Annotated in this window: 20 protein-coding genes and 1 pseudogene; 13 read left to right on the top strand and 8 right to left on the bottom strand. The window is 66.8% G+C overall.

The window, feature by feature from the left end:
• From MET2598_RS37995 to MET2598_RS0135385, 4 genes and pseudogenes are all read left to right on the top strand, one after another.
• Positions 1-183 (top strand): annotated as a pseudogene (locus MET2598_RS37995) (IS481 family transposase); the annotation flags it as partial.
• Positions 184-781: 598 nt separating this feature from the next.
• Positions 782-1,396 (top strand): hypothetical protein, encoded by a 615-nt coding sequence (locus tag MET2598_RS0135380; RefSeq protein ID WP_018264067.1) that lies wholly within the window; start codon positions 782-784, stop codon positions 1,394-1,396.
• 298 nt (positions 1,397-1,694) lie between these two features.
• Complete coding sequence (locus tag MET2598_RS40345) at positions 1,695-1,904, top strand: type II toxin-antitoxin system HicA family toxin (protein ID WP_084674087.1); 210 nt, start codon at positions 1,695-1,697, stop codon at positions 1,902-1,904.
• 43 nt (positions 1,905-1,947) lie between these two features.
• Positions 1,948-2,358 (top strand): type II toxin-antitoxin system HicB family antitoxin, encoded by a 411-nt coding sequence (locus MET2598_RS0135385; RefSeq protein ID WP_018264068.1) that lies wholly within the window; start codon positions 1,948-1,950, stop codon positions 2,356-2,358.
• Positions 2,359-2,442: 84 nt separating this feature from the next.
• Here MET2598_RS0135385 and MET2598_RS0135390 read toward each other — a convergent pair whose 3' ends face one another.
• Both MET2598_RS0135390 and MET2598_RS0135395 read right to left on the bottom strand, forming a co-directional pair.
• On the bottom strand, positions 2,443-2,814 hold the full coding sequence (locus MET2598_RS0135390; RefSeq protein ID WP_026191112.1) for a hypothetical protein: 372 nt from the start codon (positions 2,812-2,814) through the stop codon (positions 2,443-2,445).
• Positions 2,814-3,542 (bottom strand): ParA family protein, encoded by a 729-nt coding sequence (locus MET2598_RS0135395; protein WP_236728947.1) that lies wholly within the window; start codon positions 3,540-3,542, stop codon positions 2,814-2,816. The genes MET2598_RS0135390 and MET2598_RS0135395 overlap by 1 nt, the downstream gene beginning before the upstream one ends.
• Before the next feature lie 254 nt (positions 3,543-3,796).
• Here MET2598_RS0135395 and MET2598_RS42485 point away from each other — a divergent pair, with 254 nt between their 5' ends.
• Positions 3,797-4,048, top strand: coding sequence for a hypothetical protein (locus MET2598_RS42485; RefSeq protein WP_198293092.1), 252 nt, complete (start codon positions 3,797-3,799; stop codon positions 4,046-4,048).
• Here MET2598_RS42485 and MET2598_RS0135405 read toward each other — a convergent pair.
• A complete protein-coding gene (locus MET2598_RS0135405) occupies positions 4,045-4,353 on the bottom strand; it encodes a hypothetical protein (protein WP_018264071.1) in 309 nt (102 codons plus the stop codon). The two genes, MET2598_RS42485 and MET2598_RS0135405, sit on opposite strands and share 4 nt — an antisense overlap.
• 330 nt (positions 4,354-4,683) lie before the next feature.
• Here MET2598_RS0135405 and MET2598_RS38000 point away from each other — a divergent pair, with 330 nt between their 5' ends.
• A complete protein-coding gene (locus MET2598_RS38000) occupies positions 4,684-5,721 on the top strand; it encodes a ParA family protein (protein ID WP_036271137.1) in 1,038 nt (345 codons plus the stop codon).
• A 6-nt stretch (positions 5,722-5,727) separates the two neighbouring features.
• On the top strand, positions 5,728-6,354 hold the full coding sequence (locus tag MET2598_RS0135415) for a hypothetical protein (RefSeq protein WP_018264073.1): 627 nt from the start codon (positions 5,728-5,730) through the stop codon (positions 6,352-6,354).
• A gap of 698 nt (positions 6,355-7,052) precedes the next feature.
• Here the strand turns inward: MET2598_RS0135415 and MET2598_RS41930 are convergent.
• The 3 genes from MET2598_RS41930 to MET2598_RS38005 form a co-directional block, all read right to left on the bottom strand.
• On the bottom strand, positions 7,053-7,190 hold the full coding sequence (locus tag MET2598_RS41930; RefSeq protein WP_018264074.1) for a hypothetical protein: 138 nt from the start codon (positions 7,188-7,190) through the stop codon (positions 7,053-7,055).
• Positions 7,191-7,497: 307 nt separating this feature from the next.
• Positions 7,498-7,722, bottom strand: coding sequence for a hypothetical protein (locus MET2598_RS0135430; RefSeq protein WP_018264075.1), 225 nt, complete (start codon positions 7,720-7,722; stop codon positions 7,498-7,500).
• 101 nt (positions 7,723-7,823) lie between these two features.
• Positions 7,824-8,108: a hypothetical protein gene (locus MET2598_RS38005; protein ID WP_018264076.1), complete on the bottom strand. Its 285-nt coding sequence runs from the start codon at positions 8,106-8,108 to the stop codon at positions 7,824-7,826.
• On the opposite strand from MET2598_RS38005, the gene MET2598_RS0135440 reads away from it, so the two are divergent.
• The 6 genes from MET2598_RS0135440 to MET2598_RS0135465 all read left to right on the top strand — a co-directional run bounded on the left by MET2598_RS0135440 (position 8,107) and on the right by MET2598_RS0135465 (position 13,689).
• Positions 8,107-8,541: a primase-like DNA-binding domain-containing protein gene (locus MET2598_RS0135440; RefSeq protein WP_018264077.1), complete on the top strand. Its 435-nt coding sequence runs from the start codon at positions 8,107-8,109 to the stop codon at positions 8,539-8,541. The two genes, MET2598_RS38005 and MET2598_RS0135440, sit on opposite strands and share 2 nt — an antisense overlap.
• Before the next feature lie 377 nt (positions 8,542-8,918).
• Positions 8,919-9,806 carry a hypothetical protein gene (locus tag MET2598_RS0135445; RefSeq protein WP_018264078.1) on the top strand — a complete coding sequence of 296 codons (888 nt, stop codon included), beginning with the start codon at positions 8,919-8,921 and terminating at the stop codon, positions 9,804-9,806.
• Between the two features lie 100 nt (positions 9,807-9,906).
• Positions 9,907-10,536 (top strand): hypothetical protein, encoded by a 630-nt coding sequence (locus MET2598_RS0135450; RefSeq protein ID WP_198293093.1) that lies wholly within the window; start codon positions 9,907-9,909, stop codon positions 10,534-10,536.
• Positions 10,537-10,720: 184 nt separating this feature from the next.
• Positions 10,721-11,155, top strand: coding sequence for a hypothetical protein (locus MET2598_RS0135455; protein ID WP_157182374.1), 435 nt, complete (start codon positions 10,721-10,723; stop codon positions 11,153-11,155).
• A 3-nt stretch (positions 11,156-11,158) separates the two neighbouring features.
• Entirely contained in the window at positions 11,159-13,246 is a 2,088-nt protein-coding gene (locus tag MET2598_RS38010) for a terminase gpA endonuclease subunit (protein ID WP_051086631.1), read from the top strand.
• A 68-nt stretch (positions 13,247-13,314) separates the two neighbouring features.
• Positions 13,315-13,689, top strand: coding sequence for a response regulator (locus tag MET2598_RS0135465; RefSeq protein WP_026191113.1), 375 nt, complete (start codon positions 13,315-13,317; stop codon positions 13,687-13,689).
• Between the two features lie 426 nt (positions 13,690-14,115).
• Here MET2598_RS0135465 and MET2598_RS0135470 read toward each other — a convergent pair whose 3' ends face one another.
• Positions 14,116-14,358, bottom strand: a complete 243-nt coding sequence (locus MET2598_RS0135470) for a hypothetical protein (protein WP_157182375.1) — start codon at positions 14,356-14,358, stop codon at positions 14,116-14,118.
• 10 nt (positions 14,359-14,368) lie between these two features.
• Positions 14,369-14,695 (bottom strand): hypothetical protein, encoded by a 327-nt coding sequence (locus MET2598_RS0135475; RefSeq protein WP_018264083.1) that lies wholly within the window; start codon positions 14,693-14,695, stop codon positions 14,369-14,371.
• Positions 14,696-14,712 lie beyond the last annotated feature (17 nt).

A 14,712-nucleotide genomic window follows, 5' to 3' on the forward strand; every position in this document is an offset into this window, starting at 1 on the left:
CACTATGAAGATCTGGAGAGCTTGAAGGCACACGTCCTGGCCTTCGTCACAGCCTACAACTTCGCCAAGCATCTCAAGTCGTTGCGCTGGAAGACCCCGTTCCAGACCATCTGTCATGCCTGGACCAAAGACCCAGACCGCTTCAAAATCGACCCGCACCACCTCATACCGGGACCATACAGTGGTTCGAGATATCCCGGGACGTTGCGGCTCGGGCTGTTGAGTTGGCGATCTCTGACCATGCGAAAGGAATTCGCGCGCCAACGGCTGCTGACCTGAGGCCGCGGAAGCCGAAGCATTCTCCGCGCCCTCGGCGCGATGATTGGGTGCGCATCGCCGTCGCCGGCCCGCATGACTTGTTCGAGCGAGTGGAGGATTGGCGACGCGGTCAGCACCCGATCCCGAACAGGTCGGAGGCGCTGCGGCGTCTGCTTTTTCTCGGGATCTCTCAGGAGAGGCGCGCGCGACAGCTGCCCCTCGGGCGGCCGGGTGCGACCGATTTGACAGCCGGCCCCCGCCGCGCTGTCTTAACCAATCTGCCCGGCGCGAGTCTGCGCGGGGCACCCACCGGAGAACCGACGCCGCGGAAGTGAGAGCCTGAAAAGCGAACGGCCCCCGAGCTGGTCACTCGGAGGCCGTCTAGAGCGCACCGCTTAGTGGGCCCCTCAACAGGCCCCCACTAAGCCTGATCCCCTTGCGGGAGTCAACGGCGAGCCCCGGTTCGTCGAGCGCTCGTGCTTTGCCCCGATCGCATGGCCGCGGCCCTCGTGAGGGTCGTTCGATGACGCACGCCTATCGCCTGCCGCGCTCGATCGCGGACAGGCTCGACGCCGCCCTCGCCGGGCGCCGCAACGCCGCCGCCGCGCGCCAGCTCGCCGCATGGCTCGGGCGCTGGTGGAGCGCCCCGCGGCGGCTCCTCTACGCGTTCCCGATCGACCGCCGGGCGCTCGCCGGCCGCGAGGACCTCGGCTTGAGCGAGGCCCGGGTGCGGGGCGCGCTCGCCGCGCTTGAGGAGGTCGGGTTCCTGGCGCGCTATGAGCCGGACCCGGGCAAGCGCTACCAGCGCACGGCCGAGGGCCTGCACCGCCGCCCGATCCTGTTCCGGTTCGGCGACGAATACGGCGTGGCCTTCGCGCAGGCCAACGCGCGGGCGCAGGCGGCCCGTGGAGCCGCGGCGCCGGCCCGCAGGCCCGTTCCCCGCCCCGAGCCGCGCCCGGTCGTCCTGGCGCCTCCTGCGCGCCCCGCGGCCCCGGCGGCCGCGAGGGCCTCGTCTCAACTCGCCCAAAAGCAACCCTTAGGCGGAAGCCTTCTGCTTATGGGTGAGCAGAATCGCACGGAACCGCTCTCGCCTCTCGACCAGGCGCTTGAGCGTCTGCGCCGGGGCATCGGTGCATGAAACCGCGCGGCCAGCGGACCCGTCGCAAGGGCTGCCGGGACGGCAGGGCCTCGGCCAGCGCAGCGGGCCGCTTGGATTCGTGCGCGCATACGGCGGTGGGGCGTCGGCCGAGAGAAGGGGCCGGAGGGGCCCAGGCCCCGGCGCGTCCTGATCCGTGCGGGAGGCAGGTTCCGCACCGTGATTGCGCATTCTTACACACAGCCCCTTGCACTGGCCGGTCGACGTGTGTATGTGTGTGTAGCGGACCAGAGATGAGCCAGACGGAGGGAACAATGCAGGGCATAAAGGGAAGAGAACGATGTCAAGGCGGGACCACAGCAACAAGACGCGTGATGTAATCGCGAAGCTGTACGCGGATGGGTGGGACGTTCACCGGCGAGGCCCGGGCGATCACGTCCAGTTCAAGCATCCAAGCAAGCCTGGCAAGGTCACGGTTGACACAGGTTCGCTAGAGATCCCGGTTGGAACTCTGCGCAGTATCTACAAACAAGCGGGCTGGGAGTGGTGACAACACCACTCCCCTACATAATATAATATGCGGGAGCGATATAATGGCTAGAGTCGTCATGTTAGTCCATGAGGACCGTGGCGTGTTCGGCGCCTCGTTCCCGGACTTCCCGGGAGCAACGACCGTCGCGAACAGCATTGATGAGTTGTTCGTGAAGGCACCTGAAATGTTAGCGTTTCACGTCGAGGGCATGGTTCAGGACGGCGACGCCGTTCCCGATCTCCGGGGCGTGGAACAACTGCGCCGAGACCCCGCGTTCCGCGAGGACGCAGAGGGCGCGGTTCTGGCTTTCGTCGACGTCGACCTGCCGAGCAAGGCGGTGCGCGTTAATATCTCCGTCGACGAGGGCATGCTGCGCCGGATCGATCGTGCCGCCGAGGCGGCCGGCGAGACCCGCTCGGGCTTCCTGGTCGCGGCCGCCAAGGCGCGCCTGGCGCAGCTCGGCTCATCCTGAGAGGGGCCGACCTCGTGAAGCGCGAAAGGCTGGGCGCGCGCCCGGCCTTTCGGTGTTCGTGCCTGACGAAGGCCCGCCCTTGATCTAGCGGCGCTGCCGGCGGCGGCCGTCCTCGGGGACGGAGGCCAGGTCGATCCCGTACCCCTTGGCGGCCAGCGCCTCGATAACGAGGAACTTGACCGTTACCTTGCGCCGCACGGCTTCCATCCGGAGTGCCGTCCAGACGCTTTCGGGGACCTCTAATCGCAGCGGGGCGGTCGGCTCGGCCGCGGCTTCCGCGGGAGGAGCCGCCGGCACGCCCGCTGCTGGCGGCGTTGACGGGCTCGCCGGGGCCTCAGCCGCCAGCGGGCGCGCGAATCCGGCCTCAGCGCCGCCCTCGGCCAGGCGCGCCAGCTCCTCGGCGCTGGCGCGGGGCCGTGGGGCGCGGCCGAGCGGGAGAACCTTCGGAGTGGTCATTAGGCGGCCTCCTCGGCCGGCGCGATCAGCGCCAAGATCTCATCAAGGGCGCGCTCCATCTCTGCCGCGGCCTTCGGGTCGCCCTCGGCGTGCAGGGGGGTGAGCCCATTGAAATGCATCGACTGGTACGCGTTGGGCCGCTGAATCGTCGTGGTGTCGAGGATCGGGATCCCGGCGTCCGCGATTTCCTGGCGGGCATGCTTGGCGACGCGCGACAGGATCGGCGACATTCGGGTGAAGACGACGCGGGCGGGGATCTCCCGGCGCAGCATCTTGCTGGCGCGACGAACCTCGGCATGGGTGCGGAAGACTTCCTGCAGGTCCATGCCCGAGATACCGGAGGGGATCACGACCAGGTCGCTCTCGGCGATCGCGAAGGTGACGGCCTTGGACGCGGCGCCTTCCAGGTCGAGGAGCACGAGCTGGTAGCGCTCGACCGCCGTCGCGATCGCGTCCTGCAGCGTGTCTTCCTTGACGCCGGCGACGACGTCGACGCCACATCCCCTCCTCTCTCGGGCCGCGGCCTCGTGCCAGGCCCGAACGTGTCCGTTCGGGTCCGCGTCGAGGATCGCGACGGTTCCGCCGCGCGCGGCGTAGGCGGCCGCCAGGCAGATTGCGAGGGTGGTTTTGCCAACGCCGCCCTTGGTCGAGCACAGGCTTACAACTGGCATTGCGCCGTCCTTCCATTCCGTGAAAGTGCCGACCTGTGCGGGTGCACAGGCGCACAAGCGCCATTCTTCCTGTTCGCCGTCATGGCCTTCTGGCTATGCGCCTACCTGGTAAAGCGCAGGTTTACACACCTGTGCAGAATGGCACGAGGCCATCTGTACAGGACGGCTAATGGGCTGATGGGAATATGTACATTTTGCGGTGTCACCATAATGGCGACGGTGCGGCTTAGCAAAGGTTAAGCAGGCGTTGCCATTCTGGGCGCCCGCCCGTAGAGGCTCGGCTCGGCAAACCGGGTGGCAGCATGGGATAGGTGATCGACCTCTCGGCCCCGGAGTGGGCCGAATGGTGGCATGGTGCGTGCCGGCGGATCGGAGCCCGCCCGGCGCCACGTCAGGGCCGCGTGCAGGACAGTGAGCTGGGCCTCCGGGTGCAGGCGGCAGCGCTCGCGCCGATCGTCAGTCCCCCTGCGCCGGTCGAGGTTGGCTCGCGGCTCGCGGTGGCGCTCGCGGCCTACCTGGCGGCGGCCGAGGCCCGCGGCGAGATCCGCGGCCGGCGCGCCTAACCCCGGGCGGCGGCGTCCCGGGCCTCCTGCGCGGCCGCGGCCTCGCGCAGCATGATCCTCGCGGCGATCGCCGTCTCGGCGGTGCCGTAGGCCTCGCCGGTGCTCAGACGCACGGACCAGCTCGCCGGCCGCCCGTAGCGCTGGCGCGCCTCGGCCAGGGCGAGGCAGCGATCGCCCCGGACCGCGCGCAGGACCGTCCCGCAGCGCTCGGGGCGGATCGCGATCCCGGTCGGCGACATCAGGCCGGCGCGGCGTGCGTGCTCGACCTCGACGGCCCACGGAACGAAGGTGTCGGGTCGTGCCATGGCGTCTCCCTCTGGTTCCCTCGACCTCGATAACCCTAGGAGCGCAGACCTCTAGGGTCAAAACCCAGTCAGCTTGACCATGCGAGGGGCTGCTTGCGGCCCATTTCAGGCCCTTGGAAGGTCTGCCTTCCGGCAGCCGGCGGGCCAGAGGTCTGCGACCGAAGTGGGTGGAGGCTGTGTGAGAACGTAAGCCGGGGTCGCGTGATGACGGCGGTCATTGCACGGTGCAAAGCCTCGCCGGCTCCTCACGGCCAGCCAAGCTAGCTGCGAGTCTGTGCAGGCGCTCCCGTCGATGGTAGGAGCATATCGGGTTCATCAAAGGACACCGTCTTGGGGAAAATAATCAACCTTTTTAACCACAAGGGCGGTGTCTCTAAGACCACAACGGTCTTCAATCTCGCATGGATGCTCGGCACCATGGGGAAGACGGTCATCATGGCCGACTTCGATCCTCAGTGTAACCTCACGGGAATGGTCCTTGGATACAGAGGTGTTGAGGATCTTGAGGGAACTTACAAAGAAAACCCGCCGAACAATGTGAGAGATGCCCTGTCGCCGGCGTTCGAGGCAAAGCCACGCCAGATCGTCGGAGCCGAGTGCATCCAAGTTTCTGGGATCAATAATCTTTATCTACTTCCCGGTCATATAGGTCTAGCCGAGTACGAGACGACGCTCGGGATCGCTCAAGAGCTTAGCGGATCGCTTCTTGCGCTGAAAAATCTACCGGGCTCCATTCGCTACATGCTTGAAGCAACAGCGGCAAAATACAATGCGGATTATGTCGTCGTTGACATGAGTCCGAGCCTCGGACCGGTCAACCAAAACCTTATGATGACCGGTGATCACTTTCTTGTTCCGCTTCACCCCGACTATTTCTCAGCCATGGCGCTGTCTTCGTTGGCTCGAGTACTGCCGAGATGGAGAAGTTGGGCCGAGACAGCCAGTAACATCGAGTTGCTGAAGACGGCCGATTATCCCTTTCCGCGCCCTACCTCGACATACATCGGCTCGATCATCCAAAAATATCGCCCTCGTAACGGATCTGCGAGCAAAGCTTTCCAGCATTGGATCGATCAGCTTGTTGACGGATTGAAAGACGTGCTCATACCTGCTCTTGAAAAGGCGAAGATGCTGAATAGCACCGAATTCGCGGCCAAGGTTGGGTTCGATCCCTGGAAACCGATCATGGAAGTCGCCGACTTCAATTCGCTGATCGCTTTGTCCCAGGAACACCAGACGCCGGTTTATGCACTGACGCCCGATATCGTGGGTAAGGGGGCAGTTTGGGATCAAGCTAAAGAGAATATGGACTTGTTCCAAAAGGGTTTCAAGGAGTGCGCTGAGCGTGTCATAGCGCTTACTGCTTGACCTGAGATGACCCCAAAGTCCTACTTCGATAACGTCTGGATTCGTGCCGATCTGTTCGGCACGCTTCACGCGTTTATCTCAGGCAGTACGGCAGCTGCGCTCGATCCCACGGAGCTTCTGCGTGCAGAGTGGGCGATGCGAGTAAGCGCGCTCGACCTCTATGTGCATGAGGTCGTCGCGCAAAATCTCGTGAAGATCTTCCAGGGCACCCGGCCCATGTGTCCTGGGTACTCCAAGCTTCAGATCACTGCCGATGCACTCATGCGTATCCACGCGGCGGGACCGGGATCAGTAAGTGATGCGGCGTTTGAATTGGAGATCAGGGAGAAGCTTTCGCGCGTCACCTATCAGGCTCCGGATGATATCGCCGATGGTATCAGATTAATCTCCTCCATCGAGCTTTGGAATGAGGTTGCAAAGCATCACGGCGCGACGGGAGGGACCGTGAAAACGGCGGCTGGTGCCATCAAAATCGGACTGTCTGCGATCGCCAGTAGGCGAAATAAGATCGTTCACGAAGGTGATCTACAACCCGGCTTGCCGCGCACTGAGTGGCCGATCACGCGTACCGATGTGGATGATGTAAAGACCGCTATTCTCCGGGTTGTCGTCGCGATTGAGGCCTTGGTGTGAGAATGCCGGCTCGGAGCTGCTCACCTACGTCGCGATAACGAGGCCGCCGCAGGACTTCTCGAAAGCCTGTAACTCCTCGAAGCCAAGCCTTAACGGCTGAGGACCGGGTCCTGCTTCGAAGGGTCGCCGAGCCATGTCCGCTTTGGGGGATACGGTCATGAACCTCGGTATGACCGGTTAGCGTCGAAGATGGAACGTCCGCTTCGCGGCGGAAGCCCAGGGGCCGCTTCCCACCCTCAGCGGCCATTCACACAGCCAAAACGCCGAACATCTCGATGTTCAGCATCGTCCCCTCCCTTGGGTGAATACTTCGGCCGAGCTTATTCGGCAGCAAACCCGTGATGTTGCCGCGTCTTTCCTCCGAGATCGGCGCGCCTCACGCGCCCGTCGGCGCATGGGGGTCAAGAAATCGCACGGCTGTTCTGGGGACCAGGGCGGTTTCTCCGGCCGCGAGGGATCGGTTTCGACCGGCGAGGCGCATGGGCCTGATTGCCTCAATACGGTACCGCGTCGGCGTCTCACCGATGACGATAACAGGGACGGCGTGAAAGCCGGCCCGCTCGTCGAAGCAGAATTCAGCGCGACGCCGCTCCATCTCCGCCTCCTCCTAAGCGGAAACACCTCATCCGGGCGTATTCGGCAGTAAAGCCTTGGTGTGGCTTTCACTTTCCTCTAGCGGCGCCGTTCTACCCGCATCCCTACCGACGCGCGGGGTCGTCATAGGCGTCGCGAATGGCCGCGTGCGCCACCTCGACCTCGTGCCACGACCGACGAGAAATGGACGCGCCGAGGGCCATGATGCGTTGCCGCTCGCGCTCAAGCTGACCCGGCTTCATCTCGCGTCACGTTCATGGTCTTTCTCCAATCTATACTTGCCGCAAGCGGCCGTCTACCTCATCCGCCTCACTGTCTGCCGATCGGCAGCAGCGCGGACAGCCCGATCACGGCGAGCAGGAACCAGAGCGCGCCGCCGCCGGCCACGGCGGTCATGTAAGGAAACCTCGGCCAAGAGGGATTTCGTGACAGTAGATTTCCTGACAGGGTTTTGTGACACCGGCGCCGGCCCGGCCCCCTCGCGTCAACCGCGTCAGGTCGGGCCGCCCTCGCCGGTGTCAACTAAACGGTCGTTTTCCTGACACGGCCTCAGGCCAGCCCCGCCTTGCCGCGCTGGGCCCCAATCCCGGCCCGCCGTAGATCCTCGTATGCCTCTGCCCGCCGCAGATCCTCGTAGGCGCGGGCCGCTTCACGGATCGCGTCGGGGATCGTCCGCTCGGCCACGTACAGCCCGCGCACGTCGGGGCTCGTCGCGATGAACAAGCCCGCCTCGTGCGCGATCTGAAGCCGAAAGACAGGCTGTCGCTGTGTCATCGTTCCCTCCGTTCCGCCAACTCGTCCGGCAATCATCTTGTCCGCATTGCCATCGGCGCCCCGGGTTGCCGGACATTCCGGGGCTTTCCGGCAAACGCACGTTAGGCGGACAGGGCGGGCGCCTGGCCGGCGACCAGGGCGGCGCGCATCAGCTTCCGCAGGTTGGTCGGCGTGTTTAGCTCGGGGTCCGGCTCGCCAAAGTAGGCGCCGAGCGCGCGCTCGACGACGGCGTCGCTCGGCCAGCTCTCGCGTGCGAGCGCGTGAGCGCAGGCCCGACACAGCGCCTCGGCCTCGGCCGCGGTAAGCGTGCCCTGGGGCTGCATCGTCCAGCCCGGCCCCTCGACGCGCCACCGGCGGCCGTTCGCGTCGCATACTGCTCGGATCATGTGCGAGTCCTCCGGCCGAGGGTTTATCGGGCCGGCGCGGTCGACCGCTCGCCGCCCGCAGGCGGGCGGCGTGGTTTTTGTGGTTCTTCGTCATACCGGGCTGATCGCGGGTAGGCTGCGCACGCCCGGGCCGATCGCCGATGCCACGGACAGCTATCGCGGGGAGAACGATCCGATCGGCGAGTTCATCGCCGCGTGCGTGCGCAAGGCGCCCGGGCAGTCGGTCACGGCGCGGTCGATGTACCTCGCCTTCGTGAACTGGTGCGACGCGAATTCCGTGCGCCCGTGGAAAGAAACGATGTTTGGCCGCGTCATGCCGCAGAAAGGCCTAAGACGCACCAAGGAAAGGGTGCGGCATTACCTAGATGTCGAATTGCACGACGTGCCGCCCCCCTCCTCGACCCGCAGCCCCCCGCCGGACGTCGAGGAGTGAGCGCCGCCTCGCGTGGGGGCTGGCCGCCGGCGATGGAAGGCTGTAACGTCCCGCCCCCTGAGGTGCCGCAGCGCCCGGGACCGCGGTGCGAAGGTTAGCGCGGGTTTGCGAGGCTTGAGCGAGGGATCGGCCCGCGAAAAACGTCAACAAAACCCGATGCTTAGGCAAAATGTGCGAGAGTTTCGAGGGTTTTCGCGCACGTGTATATGTGAGAGCTGTGCGGGCAGGACTGTTTCTTACATACACGCAACCTCTAAACCCTCTCAACCTTCGTTGATAGAAGATAAGATGTTGAGAAATAAGGAAAAAAGTGGCGTCGAGGGTTGGGCGGCCTGTGTCGCTCGTCCTCGCAACCTTCGCGGGCTAGGGGAGTGACCATGTCGGGACGTGTCGGCCGGGAGGACATCGACGTCGAGGCGCTGCTCGTGCGGGCCTACCGCGAGCGCCAGGTGCACCGCCTGCAGACCGCCGAGGGCTGCGATCGGGCGCTCTCGCGCCTGATCGGCCTCGGCACTCCGAGCACGGGTGGCGGATGGAACGTCGCCGAGCCGGTCGACACCTCGGCCTATGCGGCGAACATGGCCGCCCGCTCCCGCGAGGCCTGGCGGCGGATCGAGGGCACGGCCGACGCGCTCCTCGACCTGCACGACCAGGTCCTCGGCCTGGCCGACTGGTTCGTCGAGCTGACCGGCGGCGCCGAGTTCCTGGTCTGGGATCGGGCGAGCGCCGCGGCCCTCGGGCACAGGATCGAGACCGCGGCCGAGGGCGACACGATCGTCGCCGTGCGCCGCCGGGGCGGCCGCGGCGCCGGCCGCGAGGACCTGGTCGAGGACGGCCCGCGCCGGCCCGTGAGCCGGATCGTGACGACGGCGCTGGTGATCCGCCACGCGCAGGACGCGACCCGGCCGCACGTCGCCGACCTGGTCGAGGTCGGCCGCCGCCCGGTCTATCAGGGCGCGCGCAAGGAAGCGGTCGGCCACGCGCCCGTGTACGACGTCGCCCCCGAGCTGGTCGCCCGCGACCGGGCGATTTGGAGCGCCTGGCACGCCGCCCTCGGCCTGATCGCGCAGGGGCCTGCGCGACCTGCCCGGCTACGGCGTCACCGGCCCGCTGGCGCCCGCCGAGCCGTGGCGCCAGGCCGCGCCGGCCGTGCACCCGGCCCTCGTCGGCCTGGCGCCCGTGCTCGTCGACCCGCCGGAGGACCTGCGCCGGCGGCGCGCGCGGCGATCAAGCGGGGGCTAGGAATGGGGAAAAAGCTTGCATAGGTTCCGGACAGCCCAAAGGGTTTCGGTCGAGACACCAACCCCGCGCTCCCCTCGGAGCGCGGGGTTTTTCGTGGCGCGGAGCCGGTCGGAAATGCGCATCATGGTGAGCCTCGACGGCGCGCTCGGGCGCTACGCCGCCGCGCTCGCCGCCGTCCCGGCCCGGGCGGCCCGCGCCATGGCCGACGGCCTGAACGAGGGCGGCGACGTGGAGCGCACCGCCGTGCGCCGCGCCCTGCGCGCGCAAACCGGCGTCAAGCGCTACGGCGCCGTGGTCGAGCGCACGAGCGCCCGGCGCGCCTCGCCCGGTCATCTCGAGTACGCGATCGACGGCAAGGGCAAGGGCATGCCGATCCGCGAGTTCCCCGTGCGGGCCGCGGTGCGCGCGCCGGTGACGGCGCAGCCGTGGGGCGTGTCCCATACCTTCGCCCGCTCGTTCAAAACGTCGGCCAAGGGGCTCCTGCGGGCGCGCCGCGGGGCGAGCCGCTTCCCGATCCGGGCGCTGTACGGCCCGGCGATCCCGAAAGAGATCGTGCGGGACCAGTCGGCCGCGGAATTCGAGGCGAACGCCGCCGGGAGGGTCGAGGGCGCGGTGCTCAAGCGCCTCGGCCGCCTCCTCCCCAGGGGCTTCCGCATTGGATGCCGCAAGGTTAAGCGGGTCCCTCCGGCCTCCGCAAAGGCCTGCGCGCGACAAGCACCCGGGATTTTTCCAGTGAGGCCCTCGGAAAACTGACCGAACAAGCCGAACAATGGGAGAATTCGCCCCGAACCGCATCGATGCGGCCGGGCTTTGGCTGACGATCACCGAACTTGCCGAAGCAAAAGGGATCGGAAAACCTGCGATTTCTGAGCGGGTGGCGCGCTATGAGGCGCAAGGCCTGCTCACAACTCGGCCCGGCAAGGGCAAAACCAAGCTGGTGAACCTTGCGGAATACGACAAGCTCACCGGCCAGGTCGCCGACCTCGCCCGGGAGCAGGGCGCGGCGACGCGCCGGGCGGCCGAGGAGGAGCCCGAGTCGAACGCCGCGGCCTACACCCGCGAGAACGCCCGCCGGGTCGCCTACCAGGCCGACCTCGCCCACCTCGAACTGCAGGAGCGCCTCGGCCAGCTCGTGCGGGTCGACAGCCTGCGGCCGGCAATCCAGCGGGCCGCGGCGTCGACCGCCAAGATCCTCGACGGCCTCGTGCAGGAGGCCGACACCCTGCGCGCGGTCTGCGCCCGTGACGACGGGCGCGAGCTGGAGCGCACCCTCAAAACGATCGCGCACCGCATGCGCTCCGACATCGCGGCCGCGCTCGCGGCCGTGCGGCCGGGCGTGGCGGCGCCAGAGGACGGCGGCCCCGCCGGGTAGGAGATGACCGCGACCCTCTCGGCCGAGACCCTGTTCGCCGAGCTGTTCGCGCCCGCATTGCGCCCGCCGGAGCCGATGACGGTCGCCGAGTGGATGACCCGCAACGTCGTGCTGATCGACGGGCCCGCCGCCGGGCAAACCTGGTCGCCGGACGGCGCCCCGTACCTCGTGGACATCGCCAACTGCCTCTCGGAGGATCACCCGGCGACGAGCGTCACCATCCGGAAATCGCAGCAAAGCGGGGCCTCGATCCTCGGCCTCGCCTGGTGCCTCTACATCGCGGCGCGGGACCCGAACAATATCCTGTACGCCGTCCCGGGGATCGACAGTCTCAAGCAGGTCGCCGGCCAGAAACTTGAGCCCCTGATCAGGGCTTGGCAGCGGCACGCCGGCGTGTCGGTGATCGACCCGCAGACCTCGCGCTCGGGCTCCGGCTCGACGACGTTCGTCAAGCGCTTCGGCGATTACGCCATGGTCCTCGGGAACGCGAATTCCGCGATGGACCTGTCATCGAAGACGATCAAATATGGCGTGCAAGATGAGCTGTCGAAATGGCAGACCTTACAGGACGGCCAGAACCCCGAGAACCTGTTTCTCGGGCGCTTCACGGCCTTTCGGCGCCGGAAGACGTACAAAATCCTGAAAATCTCGACGCCGGAGATCGACACCGGCGACGAGACAGGGGCGACCGAAGGCCATTGCCGGATCGACCGCGAGTTTCTCGCCTCCGATCAGCGGTATTGGAATATCGCCTGTCCCGAATGCCAGCGCTTGTTTGTCCACGACTTCGCGCGGTTCCGGATCGACCGTGAGCACCCGCACCGCTCGCGCTACGCATGCAACCATTGCGGCCACCTGATCTCGGAGGCCGAGCGGGTTCCGGCGGTGCGGGCCGGAACGTGGATCCCGGCGCTCGACGCGCCCGGGCGCCAGCCCGGGTTTCACATCGACGGCTTTATCAGCCTCATGATGTCGTATGAGGCGATCGCCGAGGACACGATCAGCGCCGAGCGCGGCAACGAGCGCGACCGCAAGGACTTCACGAACCTGGTTCTCGGGCGCGCCTATCGGTTCCGCGGCGACGCGCCCGATCACCGCCGCCTCATGGAACGGCGCGAGGCGGGCCTGCGGCGCTACCACGTCCCGGCGCGCGGGCTCCTGCTCTGCTCGGCCGCCGACGTGCAGATGCGCGGCATCTGGTACGAGGTCGCCGCGTTCGCGCCGAACGGCGAGAGCTGGCTGATCGACTGCGGCTATCTCGAGGGCGACACCGAGCACCCGCGCAACCCCGTTTTCCGCGCCCTGCGCGCGGCGACGATCGACCGGGCGTTTCCGGACGCGTTCGGCGGCACCCGCCGGGTCGACGCGCTGGCGATCGACTCGGGCTATCGCGCGCACGCGGTCTACGCGTGGGTGGGCGCCGCGCAGGGGATCAACCCGCTGACCGGGCGCGACCTGGTGCTCGCGGTCAAGGGCGTGGACGGGTGGGACCCGCCGCCGATCGGCACGCCGTCGCCGGTCGACATCGACCTCGACGGCCGCAAGCAGCGCCAGGGCGCGAAAATCTGGCCGGTCGGCACCTGGTCGCTCAAGTCGAGCTTCTACACGAACCTGCACAAGCTCGGCATTCGCTCCGGCGAACCGGCCGACCCGCCCCTGCTCAGCCGATCCGGCAGTGACACCGTCGAGGTCGGGGCCCTGGTGGACGCGGAACTCGCCGCCCATGCGGATAGCGCCCCTGGGCGCATCACCATCTCGGGTCCGAAGATGCAGCTCTCCTCCCAGCAGATGCAGACCTTCGCGCTCGCCTTGCACGAGCTGACCACCAACGCGGTGAAGTACGGCGCGTTGAAGGGCGAGGTGGGCCGGCTCTCCGTCACCTGGGAGCGGCTCTGGACCGAGAACGGAGGCCAGCGCTTAGCACTCTGCTGGGTCGAGAGCGGGGTAGACGTCCAACTGGAGCAGGTGAGCCGGCGCGGCTACGGGCGCGAACTGATCGAGCAGGCGCTCGCCTACGCCCTGCAAGCCCGGACCGAGTACGCGCTGGGTGATGACGGGGTTCACTGCCGGATCGAGCTACCGCTCGCCTAACCCACAGCAATGTGCGTCTGGGTCGGAGCCCGTAAGGCAGGGGGCCTGTCGCGCGGTTCAGAACCCTCATGGCCCATCCGTCACCTTCGCTGATCGGCCGTCGCGTCCTCGTGGTCGAGGACGAATACCTCATCGCCATGGACATGGCGCACAGCCTCCAGCAAGCAGGTGCCGAGGTGGTGGGTCCGGTCCCTGACGTTGAGCAGGCGCTGGCCCTCATCGAGGCGGCTCCGCTGGACGCGGCGGTGCTGGACGTGAACCTCAGGAACGAGGCGGTCTACGTGGTTGCGGACCGGCTGCGTGAGCGTGGGGCGCCGTACCTGTTTGCCACGGGCGAGGTGCAGATCGCGGACCGCTCGGACTACCGATCTCGCCCGAAGCTGGAGAAGCCGATCCTCGGCACTGAGCTGGTGCGAGCGGTCGGCAAACTCCTGCCCGGCTGACCGCGCAGCGCTCTCCACAACGTCCCAATAGGGAAGGTCTCCTGTGGGCGGAGAAGCAGCCCATTGCATTAGCTTGGGTGCATATCTTCTCGCCACCCAAAGGTGACATTCTTGTCCCCTCGTCGCGAGCTTCGGCCCAATGCGAACTATTCACAAGGGGACATCTCTGCCCTGGAATGTCCCCTTAATGTCCCCCGGATGTCCCCTCCACGTCCCAAAGAAACTGAATGCGAACACAATTTGAAGAACTTGTCCCCTTGCATAGAGGCGTCTGCCTTTAGGATCTTAGACACGGAACGCACCAAAATACTGGAAGAGGGTGGGCAAATATATTTCCGCGTGCCTGGCTGGCTTTTCTCACGTGCGCTTCGCGACAGCGCCCTTGTGTCATGATCATTGCGCCCACTCGTGCCCGCTGCCGAGCGACTAGTTCGATAACCGCGCGAGGATCTCGGCCCTGATCGCCGCGCACTGCCGGTGGCTCATCAGCGGCAGGACGTCGTTTCGCTCATCGAGCGCGAAGCGGAGTTCGATCTCGGGACCGAGGTCGGGAACGGAGCGCTCATCGTCGCCGTGCAGCTCCGAGCCTGCCGAGAGCACCCGGAAGCACACCGGCAGTTCGGCCTCTCCAGTCGGGTCGCGGGGATCGGTGATGATCATGCGTGCCACCAGCGGCCCCTCAGTGCGCTTTGGCGAGGCGAGCAGCCTTCGCGACCTGCCAGACGCCCTTCAGAGCGGCGGAGAGGCAGACGTTCCACGCCTCGCCCGTGCAGGCCCGGCGCGAGCGGGCAGCGGTGACTGCGGCGGCCATGATGGCGCGGCGATCGTACCGGCCGGCGACGACGAGAGGAGCCTTCGCGGCTTCCTGGCGGGCGCGATCAGCAGCGAGCTTGGCGAAGGTGGCGGCCCGGACGAGGGCGGCGCGCTCACCCGGGCGGTACTGGCCGCGCCCGCGCTCGATGTCCTGCATGGCGGCGGACCAGGAGAGGTGGCGCTGAGCGGACATTGCTGATGTTTCCGGTT

This window comes from Methylobacterium sp. WSM2598 (genome assembly GCF_000379105.1).
In the GTDB taxonomy this organism is placed as follows: domain Bacteria; phylum Pseudomonadota; class Alphaproteobacteria; order Rhizobiales; family Beijerinckiaceae; genus Methylobacterium.

Bases quoted from the DNA above. Each gene is read 5' to 3' on its own strand.
- MET2598_RS38005 (WP_018264076.1), bottom strand. From the start codon at position 8,108: ATGATCCGAGCAGTATGCGACGCGAACGGCCGCCGGTGGCGCGTCGAG.
- MET2598_RS41930 (WP_018264074.1), bottom strand. From the start codon at position 7,190: ATGAAGCCGGGTCAGCTTGAGCGCGAGCGGCAACGCATCATGGCCCTC.
- MET2598_RS0135475 (WP_018264083.1), bottom strand. From the start codon at position 14,695: ATGTCCGCTCAGCGCCACCTCTCCTGGTCCGCCGCCATGCAGGACATC.
- MET2598_RS0135450 (WP_198293093.1), top strand. From the start codon at position 9,907: ATGGTGAGCCTCGACGGCGCGCTCGGGCGCTACGCCGCCGCGCTCGCC.
- MET2598_RS0135380 (WP_018264067.1), top strand. From the start codon at position 782: ATGACGCACGCCTATCGCCTGCCGCGCTCGATCGCGGACAGGCTCGAC.
- MET2598_RS38010 (WP_051086631.1), top strand. From the start codon at position 11,159: ATGACCGCGACCCTCTCGGCCGAGACCCTGTTCGCCGAGCTGTTCGCG.
- MET2598_RS0135440 (WP_018264077.1), top strand. From the start codon at position 8,107: ATGTGCGAGTCCTCCGGCCGAGGGTTTATCGGGCCGGCGCGGTCGACC.
- MET2598_RS0135405 (WP_018264071.1), bottom strand. From the start codon at position 4,353: ATGGCACGACCCGACACCTTCGTTCCGTGGGCCGTCGAGGTCGAGCAC.
- MET2598_RS0135445 (WP_018264078.1), top strand. From the start codon at position 8,919: ATGTCGGGACGTGTCGGCCGGGAGGACATCGACGTCGAGGCGCTGCTC.
- MET2598_RS0135465 (WP_026191113.1), top strand. From the start codon at position 13,315: ATGGCCCATCCGTCACCTTCGCTGATCGGCCGTCGCGTCCTCGTGGTC.
- MET2598_RS0135390 (WP_026191112.1), bottom strand. From the start codon at position 2,814: ATGACCACTCCGAAGGTTCTCCCGCTCGGCCGCGCCCCACGGCCCCGC.
- MET2598_RS0135385 (WP_018264068.1), top strand. From the start codon at position 1,948: ATGGCTAGAGTCGTCATGTTAGTCCATGAGGACCGTGGCGTGTTCGGC.
- MET2598_RS0135430 (WP_018264075.1), bottom strand. From the start codon at position 7,722: ATGACACAGCGACAGCCTGTCTTTCGGCTTCAGATCGCGCACGAGGCG.
- MET2598_RS40345 (WP_084674087.1), top strand. From the start codon at position 1,695: ATGTCAAGGCGGGACCACAGCAACAAGACGCGTGATGTAATCGCGAAG.
- MET2598_RS0135415 (WP_018264073.1), top strand. From the start codon at position 5,728: ATGACCCCAAAGTCCTACTTCGATAACGTCTGGATTCGTGCCGATCTG.